The organism is Agrobacterium tumefaciens, from assembly GCF_013337285.1.
Taxonomy (GTDB): Bacteria; Pseudomonadota; Alphaproteobacteria; order Rhizobiales; family Rhizobiaceae; genus Agrobacterium; species Agrobacterium burrii.
Map to the genome: position 1 here is coordinate 240369 of NZ_SUPW01000004.1, position 14182 is coordinate 254550.

At 58.8% G+C, this 14182-nt stretch carries 13 protein-coding genes; 7 read left to right on the top strand and 6 right to left on the bottom strand.

The window, feature by feature from the left end:
- Positions 1-100: 100 nt before the first annotated feature.
- Positions 101-1633, top strand: a complete 1533-nt coding sequence (locus FCH38_RS14070) for a YifB family Mg chelatase-like AAA ATPase (protein ID WP_174374136.1) — start codon at positions 101-103, stop codon at positions 1631-1633.
- Between the two features lie 215 nt (positions 1634-1848).
- Here the strand turns inward: FCH38_RS14070 and cysK are convergent, their stop codons facing one another.
- From cysK to dut, 3 genes are all read right to left on the bottom strand, one after another.
- Positions 1849-2817 carry a cysteine synthase A gene (gene cysK, locus FCH38_RS14075; protein ID WP_174374137.1) on the bottom strand — a complete coding sequence of 323 codons (969 nt, stop codon included), beginning with the start codon at positions 2815-2817 and terminating at the stop codon, positions 1849-1851.
- 155 nt (positions 2818-2972) lie between these two features.
- Positions 2973-3590 (bottom strand): LysE family translocator, encoded by a 618-nt coding sequence (locus FCH38_RS14080; protein ID WP_046799448.1) that lies wholly within the window; start codon positions 3588-3590, stop codon positions 2973-2975.
- A 77-nt stretch (positions 3591-3667) separates the two neighbouring features.
- The gene (gene dut, locus FCH38_RS14085) at positions 3668-4138 is read right to left on the bottom strand and encodes a dUTP diphosphatase (RefSeq protein WP_174374138.1); all 471 of its coding nucleotides are present in this window, start codon (positions 4136-4138) and stop codon (positions 3668-3670) included.
- Positions 4139-4227: 89 nt separating this feature from the next.
- On the opposite strand from dut, the gene FCH38_RS14090 reads away from it, so the two are divergent.
- The 3 genes from FCH38_RS14090 (at position 4228) to FCH38_RS14100 (ending at position 7442) form a co-directional block, all read left to right on the top strand.
- A complete protein-coding gene (locus tag FCH38_RS14090; protein ID WP_097101319.1) occupies positions 4228-5811 on the top strand; it encodes a peptide chain release factor 3 in 1584 nt (527 codons plus the stop codon).
- A gap of 69 nt (positions 5812-5880) precedes the next feature.
- The gene (coaBC, locus tag FCH38_RS14095; RefSeq protein WP_174374139.1) at positions 5881-7086 is read left to right on the top strand and encodes a bifunctional phosphopantothenoylcysteine decarboxylase/phosphopantothenate--cysteine ligase CoaBC; all 1206 of its coding nucleotides are present in this window, start codon (positions 5881-5883) and stop codon (positions 7084-7086) included.
- Positions 7083-7442: an MmcQ/YjbR family DNA-binding protein gene (locus FCH38_RS14100; protein WP_149898386.1), complete on the top strand. Its 360-nt coding sequence runs from the start codon at positions 7083-7085 to the stop codon at positions 7440-7442. Before coaBC ends, FCH38_RS14100 begins: the two co-directional genes overlap by 4 nt.
- 2 nt (positions 7443-7444) lie before the next feature.
- On the opposite strand, the gene FCH38_RS14105 is transcribed toward FCH38_RS14100, so the two are convergent.
- From FCH38_RS14105 to ubiE, 3 genes are all read right to left on the bottom strand, one after another.
- Positions 7445-8380 carry a sterol desaturase family protein gene (locus FCH38_RS14105; RefSeq protein ID WP_149898387.1) on the bottom strand — a complete coding sequence of 312 codons (936 nt, stop codon included), beginning with the start codon at positions 8378-8380 and terminating at the stop codon, positions 7445-7447.
- A gap of 478 nt (positions 8381-8858) precedes the next feature.
- Positions 8859-10433, bottom strand: a complete 1575-nt coding sequence (gene ubiB / locus FCH38_RS14110; protein WP_153515206.1) for a 2-polyprenylphenol 6-hydroxylase — start codon at positions 10431-10433, stop codon at positions 8859-8861.
- A gap of 36 nt (positions 10434-10469) precedes the next feature.
- Positions 10470-11246 carry a bifunctional demethylmenaquinone methyltransferase/2-methoxy-6-polyprenyl-1,4-benzoquinol methylase UbiE gene (ubiE, locus tag FCH38_RS14115; protein ID WP_149898389.1) on the bottom strand — a complete coding sequence of 259 codons (777 nt, stop codon included), beginning with the start codon at positions 11244-11246 and terminating at the stop codon, positions 10470-10472.
- A 142-nt stretch (positions 11247-11388) separates the two neighbouring features.
- On the opposite strand from ubiE, the gene mutM reads away from it, so the two are divergent.
- The 3 genes from mutM (at position 11389) to rpsT (ending at position 13668) form a co-directional block, all read left to right on the top strand.
- Positions 11389-12285 carry a bifunctional DNA-formamidopyrimidine glycosylase/DNA-(apurinic or apyrimidinic site) lyase gene (gene mutM / locus FCH38_RS14120; RefSeq protein WP_153515205.1) on the top strand — a complete coding sequence of 299 codons (897 nt, stop codon included), beginning with the start codon at positions 11389-11391 and terminating at the stop codon, positions 12283-12285.
- 47 nt (positions 12286-12332) lie between these two features.
- The gene (locus tag FCH38_RS14125; RefSeq protein ID WP_174374140.1) at positions 12333-13106 is read left to right on the top strand and encodes an enoyl-CoA hydratase; all 774 of its coding nucleotides are present in this window, start codon (positions 12333-12335) and stop codon (positions 13104-13106) included.
- A 295-nt stretch (positions 13107-13401) separates the two neighbouring features.
- Positions 13402-13668 carry a 30S ribosomal protein S20 gene (gene rpsT, locus FCH38_RS14130; protein WP_149898392.1) on the top strand — a complete coding sequence of 89 codons (267 nt, stop codon included), beginning with the start codon at positions 13402-13404 and terminating at the stop codon, positions 13666-13668.
- The last annotated feature ends 514 nt before the right edge of the window (positions 13669-14182 follow it).

Below are 14182 nucleotides of genomic sequence, written 5' to 3' on the forward strand. Positions count from 1 at the left end.
GATGTTCTTGTTTTATTCTTTGCCTTGTGGCACGTTGCTTGCGGATGGCCGCCACAGGGCATGAGGCTTTGATGTCGCGGCCGGTTTGCGGGGGCGGGCCATGGTGGCAAAGGTCAATACGGTTGCATTTCAGGGCATAGAGGGTGTGCCCGTCGAGGTGCAGGTGATGGTCGCACCTGGAAAGGTTGGCATCCAGATCGTCGGCTTGCCGGACAAGGCAGTGGCTGAAAGCCGGGAGCGAGTGCAGGCGGCGCTACATGCTTCGGGTCTGGCGCTTCCAGCGAAAAAGGTGACCGTCAATCTCGCGCCCGCCGATCTGCCAAAGGAAGGATCGCATTTTGATCTTCCCATTGCTCTGGGGCTCATGGCCGCTTTGGGCGCCATACCGGCAGAGGCGCTCGGCCAATATGTGGTTCTCGGCGAACTCAATCTTGATGGCACCATCGGCATGGTCTCCGGCGCGCTGCCGGCGGCCATCGGCGCCAACGCTCTCGGCAAGGGCCTGATCTGCCCGGCTGAAAGCGGTCCGGAAGCGGCCTGGGCCGGAGCCGGCATCGATATTCTCGCACCGCGCAGCCTCATAGCGCTTGCCAATCATTTTCGCGGCACTCAGCTGCTTTCACGCCCCGTGCCCGCCATCCGGACCAGTCCGGTCAATCTGCCTGATCTTGCCGATATCAAGGGGCAGGAAAGCGCCAGACGTGCGCTGGAGGTGGCAGCGGCCGGCGGCCATAATCTGCTGATGGTCGGTCCCCCCGGCTCCGGAAAATCCATGCTTGCCGCGCGCCTGCCGTCCATCCTGCCACCGCTTGAGGCGGCGGAGCTGCTGGAAGTATCCATGGTCCATTCCATCGCCGGCCAATTGTCGGGCGGCAAGCTTTCGGACCGCAGGCCGTTCCGCACACCGCATCATTCCGCCACCATGGCGGCTTTGATTGGCGGAGGATTGCGCGCCAGACCGGGTGAAGCCTCACTTGCCCATCACGGCGTTCTTTTTCTGGATGAATTCCCGGAGTTTTCCCCGCAGGTGCTGGATGCTTTGCGCCAGCCGCTGGAGATGGGCGAATGTATCATTGCGCGGGCCAATCACCGCGTCAGCTATCCGGCGCAAATCCAGCTCGTGGCGGCAATGAACCCCTGCCGGTGCGGCATGGCGGGAGAGCCGGGCTTCACCTGCGCCAGAGGTCCTCGTTGCGTAACCGACTATCAGGGCCGCATTTCCGGGCCGCTAATGGATCGCATCGATATCCGCATTGATGTTCCCGCCGTTTCTGCGACTGATCTCATCCGCCCCGTCGCGTCCGAGCCGAGTGCGGTGGTTGCCGCCCGTGTTGCCAATGCCCGCCTCGCCCAGCAGGAGCGTTATGCGGCGGCGGGGTTTCCTGCCATCCGCACCAATGCCCGCTGCACGACGACCCTGATCGAAAAATATGCCGAACCGGATGCGTCCGGGCTGCAATTGCTGCGCGATGCCGCCGAACGGCTGAAGTTTTCCGCACGTGGTTACCATCGTATTCTGAAGGTCGCGCGAACATTGGCCGATCTGGACGGAAAGCAGATGGTCGGCCGCATCCATGTGGCGGAAGCGGTGTCCTATCGTATCGCGGGTGAGAGGCTGCCGACAGCGGCTTGAGCCGTGGGACTTGCGCCTTGTTGGAAGAGTTTGGAGGAATGCTTCCAGAATGCTCCGCCCTTTTGCTATAAGCAGATGCGATAGCAAGATCTGAAGCGCATCGCGTGAATTCGGTCGAATGCGAGGTAGTTCTGAAAACTGATATGCCGCCAGCGGTGCCGGCGGCATAGTGAACTTCAATTCTTTGCTCCGCGATCGTGTACCGGATGGGGCAGTTAGAGCCCAAGCCCTTCAAAAAGCGCCGTCGAGAGGTAACGTTCCGCAAAGGAAGGAACGATGACGACGATGTTCTTGCCGGCATTTTCCTCGCGCGCGCCGACCTTGATTGCCGCCGCCAATGCTGCACCCGAGGAGATGCCGACCGGCACGCCTTCGAGCCGCGCCGCAAGACGTGCGATTTCGAAAGCCTCGTCATTGGTGACGGTGACGATCTCGTCATAGATGCCAGTGTCGAGGATGGCCGGTGCAAAACCTGCGCCGATGCCCTGAATCTTGTGCGGACCGGGGTTGCCACCGGAGAGCACCGGGCTGTCGGCGGGTTCCACCGCAATGACCTTCACGTCCGGCTTGCGGGATTTCAGAACCTGACCCGTGCCGGTGATCGTGCCGCCCGTGCCGATGCCGGAAACGAGAATATCAACCGTGCCTTCTGTGTCGTTCCAGATTTCTTCCGCCGTTGTCTTGCGGTGAATATCCGGATTGGCGGGGTTTTCGAATTGCTGCGGTATGATGGCGTCGGGCAGCGTCTCGGCCAGTTCCTGCGCCTTTGCGATTGCGCCCTTCATGCCCTTGGGGCCTTCGGTCAGCACCAGTTCGGCGCCAAGCAGGGCCAGCATTTTCCGGCGTTCGACCGACATGGTTTCCGGCATGGTCAGGATCAGCTTGTAGCCCTTGGCGGCGGCGGCAAAAGCCAGCGCGATACCCGTATTGCCCGAAGTCGGCTCCACCAGCGTTGTCTTGCCGGGGGTGATCTTGCCTTGCGCTTCCAGCGCTTCGATCATGGCAACACCGATGCGGTCCTTCACGGAGGCGATGGGGTTAAAAAACTCCAGCTTGGCGAGCAGGTTGGCCTTCACGCCCTTTTCTTTTGCCAGCTTGTCCAGCCGCACGATCGGCGTATCGCCGATTGTTTCGGTGATGGAGGAATAGACGCGTCCGCGTCCGGGCTTTCTGGCTTCGGGCATGATGCTCTCCTGTATGAAGGCCACAGAATAGTGACCGCAAGATTTGAGCGGCAGAATAGGAGCAATCGCCCTGTCAAGCCAGCGAACGTTCATCCTTATATGGCCGGTTTACCGGAAAAATTTCACGATAAGCGGGGTAAATGCACTAAATTATTTTAGGTGCTGCGGATGGCGATCATGGTCGCCGTTCCGGCCAGAATGCCCGCCGCCGTGCGGTTGAGGATCGTCAGCGCGCTCGGCCGTTTCAAGAGGTTGCGCGCCTTGGCGGCAAGCAGGATGTAAGGCAGGAGAACGGCCATCAGCACGACGAAGGTGAGGGCGAGAAGTGTCGCATATTCTGACGGACCGATCATGCGGATATCGATCAGTGTCGGCACCAGCGCCACATAAAACAGCATGGTTTTCGGGTTGCCGAGGGTGATCAGCAGGCCGGACAGGAAGGACATCGGCATGCTGGTGCTTTTTTTCGCCTTCAGGTCCTGCGGCAAAAGGCCAGCGGTCCAGAGCTTCCAGGCGATATAAAGGAGATAGGCCGCGCCCGCGAATTTCAGCACCATGAAGGCTTCCTGAAAGGTCTGCGCCACGAAGGCCAACCCCAGTATTACGCCGGTCAGGTAGATCATGTCGCCCAGCACCAGCCCGAGGCCCATGAAGAAGGTTTCCCGAAAGCCCGAACCCAGCGCCCGCGCCACAATAGCCGTCATGCCGGGGCCAGGAATGGCGGCGGCAATGAAGAGGGCTGTGGCATAGGCCAGAAGGGTCGTCAGTGTCATGATCATGTTTCCCGGAAAATCCGCTCGATCAATAGCGAAATTGCCGGGTAAAAACAATCGATCATGCGGCTTGTTGGTCAGACCCCGGTCGAACCGAAACCGCCGGTGCCACGCGCCGTCTCAGAGGTTTCCGCCACTTCGCTCACGGTAACCTGCGTCACCGGTGCGATCACCATCTGCGCAATCCGCATGCCGCGCTCGATGGTGAAATTATCCTGTCCCAGATTGGCCAGAATGACCTTCACCTCGCCGCGATAATCGCTGTCCACCGTGCCGGGGGAGTTGAGGCAGGTGATGCCGTTCTTGATGGCAAGACCGGAGCGGGGGCGGATTTGCGCCTCGTAACCGTGCGGAACTTCGAAGATGAAGCCGGTCGGCACCAGCGCCCGTTCGCCGGGTTTCAACGTCAGCGGTTGATCTGCAGGCACTGCGGCGCGCAGGTCCATGCCGGCAGCACCGCCGGTCTCATAGGACGGCAATTCGAGGTCTGCGCCATTGGCGAGGCGGACGAGGCGAAGAGGGGGGCGATTGTCATTTTGAACGGTCATGCGGCATTAGTTTGCGCAGATCGCGGCAAGGTCAATTGCAAATGCGGGCCTGAAACGCTAGATAGCCCGCAATTCACAGGATTTGTCAGATGGCCGAAACACTTGCCGAGGCGGTCTCCCGCCGCCGCACCTTTGCTATTATCGCGCACCCGGACGCGGGTAAGACCACACTCACCGAAAAACTGCTGCTGTTCGGCGGAGCAATCCAGCTTGCCGGTGAAGTGAAGGCGAAGAAGGATCGCATCCAGACCCGTTCGGACTGGATGAAGATCGAGCGTGAGCGCGGTATCTCGGTCGTCACCTCGGTTATGACCTTCGAATATAACGACCGGGTCTTCAACATTCTCGATACGCCGGGCCACGAAGACTTTGCCGACGACACCTACCGCACGCTGACAGCGGTGGATGCGGCGATCATGGTCATCGATGCCGCCAAGGGGATCGAGCCGCGCACGCTGAAGCTCTTCGAAGTCTGCCGCATGCGCGATATTCCGATCATCACCTTCATCAATAAAATGGACCGCGAAAGCCGCGACCCCTTCGAGATTCTGGATGAGGTCGAAGAAAAGCTGGCGCTTGATACCGCGCCGATTACCTGGCCGGTTGGCCGGGCAAAAAGCTTCTGCGGCGCTTATAATCTCGCCGAAAATACCTTTCGCGGCAACGACACGCAGGTAGACGGCCTTTCGGTCAACGGTCCGCAGGCAGTTGCCGATCGGCTGCCGGAAAACGAACGCAAGGTCTTTGTCGAAGAAACGGAACTGGCGCTGGAAGCCTGCCGTCCCTTTGATCGTCAGGCGTTTCTCGAAGGCCACATGACACCGGTGTTCTTCGGTTCGGCGCTGCGCAATTTCGGCGTACGCGACCTCATCAATGCGCTCGGCGATTTCGCGCCGCCACCGCGCGATCAGGTGGCGGATACCCGCACCGTGCATGCGGCTGAAGACAAGATGACGGCCTTCGTCTTCAAGATTCAGGCCAATATGGATCCGAACCACCGCGACCGCATCGCCTTTGCCCGCATCTGCTCCGGCAAGCTGGAGCGCGGCATGAAGGCGCGCCTGTCACGCACCGGCAAGTTGATGGGGCTGACCGCGCCGCAATTCTTCTTCGCCTCGCAGCGCCAGCTGGCCGATACGGCCTTTGCGGGCGATGTGGTCGGCATTCCCAACCACGGCACGCTGCGCATCGGTGATACGCTGACCGAGGGTGAAAACCTCGTCTTCCAGGGCGTTCCGAACTTTTCACCGGAAATCCTGCGCCGCGTGCGTCTGGAAGACGCGATGAAGGCGAAGAAGCTGAAAGAGGCCCTGCAGCAGATGGCGGAAGAGGGTGTTGTGCAGCTCTTTTCGCCGGAAGACGGTTCGCCGGCCATCGTCGGTGTCGTCGGCGCGCTGCAGCTGGATGTGTTGAAAGAACGGCTGATGGGCGAATACGGCCTGCCGGTCTCCTTCGAAATGTCACGCTTTTCCGTCTGCCGCTGGATTTCCTCCGATCAGCCGGCGGAAATGGACAAGTTCCTCAACGTCAAGCGCGGCGATATCGCCCGCGATCTGGATGGCGATCCGGTGTTTCTGGCGCAGGACGCCTTCTCGCTGCGTTACGAATCCGAGCGGTTTCCGGCGATCAAGATGGTCGCGATCAAGGAATATCACGTCGCCAAGGCTGCGTGATATCAGCCGGATTGCACTTTGTATGCCAAGGGCTTAGTTTCCCCTGAAACGGGAAACTGGTCCGGCATCATGACGCTTTCAGGCAAACATATTCTCCTCATCATCTCCGGCGGCATCGCGGCCTATAAGAGCCTCGATCTTATCCGCCGCCTGAAAGAGCGCGGCGCGAAGGTGACGCCTGTCATGACGAAGGGTGCTCAGGAATTCGTCACTCCGCTGGCCGTCGGCGTGTTGTCGGCAACGCATGTCTTCACCGAGCTTTTTTCCAGACAGGACGAGCAGGATGTCGGTCATATCAGGCTGGCGCGTGACTGCGATCTGGTGCTGGTCGCGCCCGCCACCGCCGATCTGATGGCAAAGATGGCGCATGGTCTGGCCGACGATCTCGCCTCCACTATCCTTCTTGCGACTGACCGCAAGGTGCTGGTCGCGCCTGCCATGAACCCTAAAATGTGGTCGGCGAAGCCGACGGCACGCAATGTCGACGTGCTAAAAAAAGACGGCGTGGTTTTTATCGGACCCATGGCAGGCGAGATGGCGGAGAAGGGCGAAGCGGGTCTTGGCCGCATGGCGGAGCCGTTGCAGATCGTCGAAGCCGTGGAAACGCTTTTGGACGATGGCCCCAAGCCGCTCAAGGGCAAAACGGCCATCGTCACTTCCGGCCCCACGCATGAGCCGATTGATCCGGTGCGTTATATCGCCAACCGCTCGTCAGGCAAGCAGGGCCATGCCATCGCGGCTGCTCTCGCGGAACTGGGGGCGGAGGTCACGCTGGTGTCCGGTCCCGTCACCATCGCCGATCCTGCCGGTGTTGCAACGGTCCATGTCGAGCGTGCCGAAGAAATGCGCGATGAAGTGATCTCAAGGCTTCCGGCGGATATCGCCGTGATGGTCGCGGCCGTCGCAGACTGGCGGGTCGTTGGCTCGTCGGAGCAGAAGATCAAGAAGCAGCCGGGCGATGCACCGCCAGCGCTGCAACTGATGGAAAACCCCGATATTCTGAAAACCGTGGGCCACCACGAAAAGCGCCCGAAACTGGTGGTCGGCTTCGCTGCGGAAACACAGGACGTGGAGAAAAACGGCAGGGCCAAGCTCGAGCGTAAGGGCGCGGATTATATCGTAGCCAATGATGTCTCGGCTGAAACCGGCATCATGGGCGGAGACCGCAACAGCGTGAAGATCATTTCGGCGGAGGGCGTAGAGGCTTGGCCGGATCTCGACAAGACCGAAGTCGCCAAACGTCTGGCGGCCCTTATTGCGGAGAAACTCGCATGAGCCTGTTCGATCGCAAGACATTCGACAGAGTGCTGGGCGAATGGCCGGGCGTGCGTTTCGTCGATCAGTGGGATTCCCATGTCGCGAAGGTCGGCGACAAGGTCTTTGCCGTGTTGGGCGAGCGGGTCGACTGGCGGCTGGTGGTGAAATGCTCTGAGGAGAGTTTCGAAATCCTCACCTCGCTTGAGGGCATCGGTCAGGCGCCCTATTTCGCCAAACGCAAATGGATATCGATCGGTGACCATTCACCGCTCGAGCAGGAGGAACTGGAGCACTATGTGCGCCGCTCCTATGAACTTGTTTCAGCCGGCCTGACGAAGAAACTGCGCGCTGAACTGGGCATAGTTCTCGGTTGACATCATATGCCGGGCGTTTCGCCTGAATTGTCTTTCGTGTTTCGCCCGATGATCTGGTGAACGCCTTTCCTGGTGAAGGGCTGAAAAAGCTGGGGCAGAAAGCCCTTCGCAATTTGGCCCTTGATGCCGATATTGGTCGAGGATGGGCGATTAGGGTTAAAATAGCTGCCGAACAGCTGGTCGAATATGACGAGATTCTCCCCGTAATTGGTGTTTCCTTCGGGAAGCTCCTTGGAATGGTGCCAGCGGTGCAGCCTCGGCGTGCTGAACACGTAGTCCAGCGGGCCGGTTTTCATATCGACATTGCAATGGGTCAGAATGCCGATGAAGGCGGTAACGGCGCCAAGCCACCAGAAAACCTGCAAGGGTGCGCCCATCAAATAGAGCGGAAGCTGACTGAGCGCGATCTTGAAGAGCGAGTCCGCCACATGAAAGCGGCCGGTATTGACCACCCACAGCCGGACAACGCTGTGATGCAGGGCATGGAAACGCCAGAAGAACACGGTTTCATGTGCGATACGATGCGCCCAGTAAAGGCCGAATTCAGCGATAGTGACCGCAAGTGCGACCTGAATGATCATCGGCAGGTCGGAGGGCCAAAGATTGAACCGCATGGCCGCAAGCGGTTGCAGCACGTTGGCGGTCAACATCGGAAAGATTGCGCCTGCAACGGCGGCAAGCTGCACAAGACCCTTGGTCAACAGGGTGTGGCCGATGCTGGTTGCGGTTTCGCCATCGCCCTGAAGCCACTGAACCTCATAAGGGATATAGCGTTCCAGGAGAAACAGGCTCAAAACCGCGCCCGCATAGACGCTCAGAAACGCGCCTATGGGATGGCTGCTGTTGAAGGCGAAATAGGAGCCGGCAAGGCCGGAGAGGAACACCATCGGCCACGAACAATAGGCAAGGGCCTGTTTCACTGCGTGAGTTTTTGCCATGAATTTCAATTCCCGTCCGGCAATCATTTACCATTCAACCAGCGACGCAACTCTCCGCAGGATCGCGGTTGCCCGTCGCTGACGCGCCCGTCCCTGCATGGATCGGTGCGCATTGGCCGCATCGGCCGATAATAATCCCATTCCCTGCGATCATACCTGTCGCTGCGTCGCAATTCCCGTTTCAGCTCGTCGCAACTGCGTGGTATTCCATCGTTTAAGCTACCATCCGTACAGGGGTCGTAGACCCTGTGTTGCGCCATTGCTTCCGGCACTGCGACCGGTTGAAGACTGAAGAATAGCGAGCCAACCAGAAGTGTGAACAATCGCATCGGTCACCTGTTTCGTTGAGAAGATCAGGTCACTATTCTTCATTAGATTGCATGAGCATGGCATGCGGTCGTCACGTCGGCTGGACAGGCTTTTTTGGTAACTGAGGTGCCCAACCCTGACATCGCGCACCTCCAGGTTCAGATATGTCTTAGCTGATTCGGATGGCAATATAGAGAAGCGTCAGCGCAATCACCCACAGCGCAATCCGCCCCCATTTGGTATGGCGCGCTTCCGCCTTGCCGATGGCTTCGGCTGTCTGGGCATCAAAACGCAAGCCGTTTTCGCTCATATACATCAGTTCGGAATGCAGCTTTTCCGTCTTGGCGGCGATCTCGGGTGCCGCTTCAGCAAGCTTTAGAGCGGCCTTCATGCCGTCTTTCAGATCGGTGACGATGCGCTTCGGGCCGAGATTGTCCCTGATCCAGCCGCCGACGACCGGATCGGCCGCTTTCCACATGTTGAAGCGCGGGTTGAGCATGCGCGACACGCCTTCCACCACCACCATGGTCTTTTGCAGCATCACCAGTTCCGGCCGCGTTTCCATGTCGAAAAGCTCGGTCACTTCGAACAGCAGGGTCAACAGCTTGCCCATGGAGATCGTCTCGGCCGGCTGCCCGTGGATCGGCTCGCCAATGGCGCGGATCGCCTGTGCGAAGCTGGCTTTATCGTGATGGCCCGGCACATAACCGGCCTCGAAATGGACTTCCGCCACCCGCATGTAATCGCGCGTGATAAAGCCGTAGAGGATTTCGGCGAGGAAGCGGCGTTCCTTTTTGCCGAGGCGTCCGGCAATGCCCATATCGACAGCGACGATCATGCCATTCGCATCGACGAAGAGATTGCCGGGATGCATGTCGGCATGGAAAAAGCCGTCGCGCAGCGTGTGCCGCAGGAAGGACTGGATGAGCGTGTCGGCAAGCTGGTTCAGGTCGTGACCGGCGGCCTTCAGCCCTTCGATATCCGACATCTTGACGCCGTCGATCCACTCCATGGTGACGACATCGCGGCCAGTGCGCTCCCAGTCGACTTCCGGAACGCGGAAACCGGGATCATCCTTTGTGTTTTCGGCAAGTTCGGAAAGGGCGGCGGCCTCGAGCCGCAGATCCATTTCGATCTTGGTCGTCTGCTCCAGCGTGCGTGTCACCTCCACTGGCCGCAGACGGCGGGCTGAACGGACAAAGCGCTGCTGCAGGTCGGCAATCAGATACATCGCCTCCAGATCGTTCTGGAAACGCTGGCGCACGCCGGGGCGGATGACCTTGACGGCCATCTTTCGCGGTCCCTTCGGAGTATCCACCATTGCCGGGTGAACTTGGGCGATGGAGGCCGCCGCGATCGGATCGCCGAATTCCCTGTAGAGATCAGAAACCGAACGACCGAGCGAGCCCTCGATATTGGCCTTCGCCGCGGCGGCCGGGAAAAATGCCATACGGTCCTGAAGGCTTGCGAGATCGTCGGCGAAATCGGCACCCACCACATCCGGGCGGGTGGCCAGAAACTGCCCCATCTTCACATAAGACGGTCCAAGCCGCTCGACGGCTGTTGCCAGCCGATCGCTACGCTGCGCCCGTTTGGCCTTGCTGCGGGCGAAGGGTTTAAGCAGTGCTTTCAACGCTTGCGCGGGAGCAGGAAGGTCGTCGGACGGCAAGGCCAGCACGACGCCTTCGCGCACGAGAACCCAGCCAACCCTTGCGAGGCGGAAATATGCGCCCAAAGTGCTCATGCTTATGCCTGTCTCCTGCTTCTGCTGGCCATGCTCTTAAAGCTTCCAGCCGGAATGCAGGGCGGCAATGCCGCCGGTGTAATTGGTATAGGAGACGCGGGAGAAACCGGCGGTACGGATCATCGCCGCGAAATCCTCCTGATTGGGGAATTTGCGGATCGACTCGACCAGATATTGATAAGGCTCGGCGTCGCCGGTGATCATCTTGCCGAATTGCGGAATGGCGTTGAACGACCAGGCATCATAGACGCGGTCGAGCAACGGCATTTCGACTTCGGAAAATTCCAGCACCAGCAACCGTCCGCCGCGTTTCAGCACGCGATGGGCCTCCTTCAGCGCGACATCAATGCGTGGCACGTTGCGAATGCCGAAGGCGACGGTATAGGCATCGAATGTATTCGCCTCGAAGGGCAGATCCTCGGCATTCGCCTCGACAAAAGTCAGATTATCGGAGAGCTTCCTTTTGGCTGCGCGCTCTTCGCCAACGGCAAGCATCGAGCCGTTGATATCGAGAACGGTGGCATGCGCCAGACGATTGGAGGCTTCAACGATGCGAAACGCGATATCGCCGGTGCCGCCTGCCACATCAAGAACCTTATAGGAAGCATCCTTGCGCGGTGAAAGCGAAGACACCATGGCGTCCTTCCACAGCCGGTGCAGGCCGGCCGACATCACGTCGTTCATGATGTCGTAGCGCTTGGCCACCTTGTGAAAGACCTCGTTGACCATCCCCTGCTTCTGGCCTTCATTCACCTTGTGAAAGCCATAGGACGTTTCCATGCCGCCTTCGGCGGTGGTGCGGGCATCGGTCATCGTCTGTCTCCATATTATTGCGTGGCGGACCATAGCGGAAACGCCATGGCGACGCTATCTGTTGCCGCATCGCCTGGGCGCGACATTTCGCGTGCATTGTATAGACCACATGGTCCTAACGATAAACTGCCGGATAAGCCAGATGCCAGAATTGCCAGAAGTCGAAACTGTCAGACGCGGCCTCGCCCCCGCCATGGAAGGGGCAAGGGTCCGCAAACTCCACCTTGGCCGCCCCGATCTGCGTTTTCCATTCCCTGAGGATTTTGCGACGCTGATCGAAGGCAAAACGATCATATCGCTTGGGCGCCGGGCGAAATATCTTTTGATCGAACTGGAGGACGGGCTGACGATCATTGCCCATCTCGGCATGTCCGGCTCGTTCCGGGTCGAGGCGGAGGCGGATGAAGCCGGCAATACGCCCGGCGCGTTTCATTATGCCCGCTCAAAGGATGGCAAGCACGACCATGTCGTCTTTCATCTGGATAAGGGAGAGGAGCGCGTCTGCGTCATCTATAATGACCCGCGCCGTTTCGGCTTCATGCATCTGGTGGAGCGCAACAAGCTCGATCTCTATCCGGCTTTTGCGGAGCTTGGGCCGGAGCCAACAGGCAATGCATTGAGCGCCGATTATCTGGCAGGCCGGTTTGCGGGCAAGAGCCAGCCCTTGAAAGGCACGCTGCTGGATCAGAAGGTCATTGCCGGCCTCGGCAATATCTATGTCTGCGAGGCGCTGTGGCGCGCTCATCTTTCTCCTTTGCGGGCAGCGGGAACGCTGGTGACGACATCAGGCAAGCCCAAAGCACAGCTCACCGATCTCACGGAAAAAATCCGCGACGTTATCGCGGACGCCATCGCCGCCGGCGGCTCGTCTTTGCGCGACCATATACAGACGGACGGAACGCTCGGTTATTTCCAGCATTCCTTTTCGGTCTACGATCAGGAAGGCCAGCCTTGCCGGACACCCGGCTGCGGGGGTACGGTTGAAAGAGTGGTGCAGGCCGGTCGTTCGACCTTCTATTGCGCCGCCTGCCAGAAGTGACTGAGCCAAGAGTAATGGGCCGGAATAACGGAGAAGGGGAGATTGCCGTGGATTATGAAACGATACTGGTCGAGAAGCGTGATGAGGTGGGCGTCATCACGCTCAACCGCCCCAAGGCGCTCAACGCCCTCAACTCGGTGCTTCTGAAAGAACTGCGACACATTCTCTCTTCTTTCTCCGCCGATGATTCCATCGGTGCGATCATCATCACAGGCTCGGAAAAGGCATTTGCCGCAGGCGCCGACATCAAGGAAATGCAGGGGCTGGATTTTGTCGACGCTTATGTTGGCGACTTTCTCGGCGGCTGGGACGAGGTAGCCTCGACGAGGAAGCCGGTTATCGCCGCCGTTTCGGGTTTTGCGCTCGGTGGCGGCTGCGAGCTGGCAATGATGTGCGATTTCATCATCGCTTCGGAAACGGCGAAGTTCGGCCAGCCGGAGATCACCCTCGGCGTCATTCCCGGCATGGGTGGCTCACAGCGGCTGACACGGGCGGTGGGCAAGGCAAAGGCCATGGATTTGGTTCTGACCGGCCGCATGATGGATGCGGCGGAGGCCGAGCGTGCCGGTCTCGTCTCGCGCATCGTACCGGCCGCAAATCTGATGGAGGAGGCGGTGGAGGCTGCTACCCGCATCGCTTCGCTGTCACGTGCCTCGGTTCTTATGGCCAAGGAAAGCGTCAATCGCTCCTTCGAGGTGTCGCTGGCGGAAGGCTTGAGATACGAAAGGCGATCCTTTCAGTCGCTCTTTGCAACGGCGGATCAGAAGGAGGGCATGGCGGCCTTCATCGAAAAGCGCAAACCCGTTTTCCGGAATCGCTAGGGGCATCGGACCGAAAAGTGTAACGCGGTTTTCGGATCAACCGATGCCTGAGTAAAAATTAGAGCGGCGGAAGGATTCCGTTTTTGTCTCCGCCGCTCTAAGGAGTCGGAATATCGGCGTTTTCCGCCATTTGCGCGTTGACGGACGTGCGCTTTAGCGGTATATGCCCGCCCACGGTTAAGGAAAGCCATCCGGCTTGTCCGAAATTACTCCCGCATTCTTGGGTTAAGTGAGGTCGTCGAACGACCCGATCCTCTGGTTGCGGAATTTGGTTTGAATTCGAAGAGAGGCATACATGGCCAATACAACTTCGGCGAAAAAGGCGACCCGCAAGATCGCTCGCCGTACCGCAGTCAACAAGGCTCGCCGTTCGCGCGTTCGCGGCTTCATTCGCAAGGTCGAGGAAGCCATCGCTTCCGGCGATCTGGCAATCGCCACCGAAGCTCTGAAGGCAGCTCAGCCTGAGATCCAGCGCGCAGCTACCCGCGGCGTCCTGCACGGCAACACCGCATCCCGCAAGGTATCGCGTCTTGCACAGCGCGTTAAGGCTCTTTCCGCCTAATCCGGCTAATCACAAATAACTATTCAAAAAGCCTGGTCTTTTGACCGGGCTTTTTGTGATTCTAACCGCCTGTTAATCATTCCTGCCGTAACGTGACAAACGCGTGTCAGATGGACGACAGGAAATATTAAATAAAAACAATGACTTGCTGGAGGTCTCTCGGAAAATGGGAAGCTTTCTCTACGGAAGTCGTGACCAGTTTTGAGTCAAGAAGATTTTTATTTTTTTACCAAAACAGGCTCTCTAAAATTGCCAAAATTGAATCTCATTGATTCATAAGCGATTCTGCTTCGGGCCTTGCCGGTGATGCAAAACGGCCTTTGTGAGTCAATGGCCGTTCTGAGTTTTTGCAGAAAAAACGCCATTGATCTCTCCCCACGATCCTGCCTAAATGCATTTCAACAAGGGGTGCGGATCTCAGTCCACAGATTATCTCGATGATAATATCGACGATATTCACCTTCTTGCTGGCGGGTCTTTCGAGGCCCGTTTTCTCAGGTCATGGAGCTTTTTG

Coding starts and splice junctions, on each gene's coding strand:
- FCH38_RS14070 (WP_174374136.1), top strand. CDS start 101: ATGGTGGCAAAGGTCAATACGGTTGCATTTCAGGGCATAGAGGGTGTG.
- FCH38_RS14100 (WP_149898386.1), top strand. CDS start 7,083: ATGAGCCTGTTCGATCGCAAGACATTCGACAGAGTGCTGGGCGAATGG.
- FCH38_RS14105 (WP_149898387.1), bottom strand. CDS start 8,380: ATGGCAAAAACTCACGCAGTGAAACAGGCCCTTGCCTATTGTTCGTGG.
- ubiB (WP_153515206.1), bottom strand. CDS start 10,433: ATGAGCACTTTGGGCGCATATTTCCGCCTCGCAAGGGTTGGCTGGGTT.
- rpsT (WP_149898392.1), top strand. CDS start 13,402: ATGGCCAATACAACTTCGGCGAAAAAGGCGACCCGCAAGATCGCTCGC.
- FCH38_RS14080 (WP_046799448.1), bottom strand. CDS start 3,590: ATGACACTGACGACCCTTCTGGCCTATGCCACAGCCCTCTTCATTGCC.
- dut (WP_174374138.1), bottom strand. CDS start 4,138: ATGACCGTTCAAAATGACAATCGCCCCCCTCTTCGCCTCGTCCGCCTC.
- ubiE (WP_149898389.1), bottom strand. CDS start 11,246: ATGACCGATGCCCGCACCACCGCCGAAGGCGGCATGGAAACGTCCTAT.
- mutM (WP_153515205.1), top strand. CDS start 11,389: ATGCCAGAATTGCCAGAAGTCGAAACTGTCAGACGCGGCCTCGCCCCC.
- FCH38_RS14090 (WP_097101319.1), top strand. CDS start 4,228: ATGGCCGAAACACTTGCCGAGGCGGTCTCCCGCCGCCGCACCTTTGCT.
- cysK (WP_174374137.1), bottom strand. CDS start 2,817: ATGCCCGAAGCCAGAAAGCCCGGACGCGGACGCGTCTATTCCTCCATC.
- coaBC (WP_174374139.1), top strand. CDS start 5,881: ATGACGCTTTCAGGCAAACATATTCTCCTCATCATCTCCGGCGGCATC.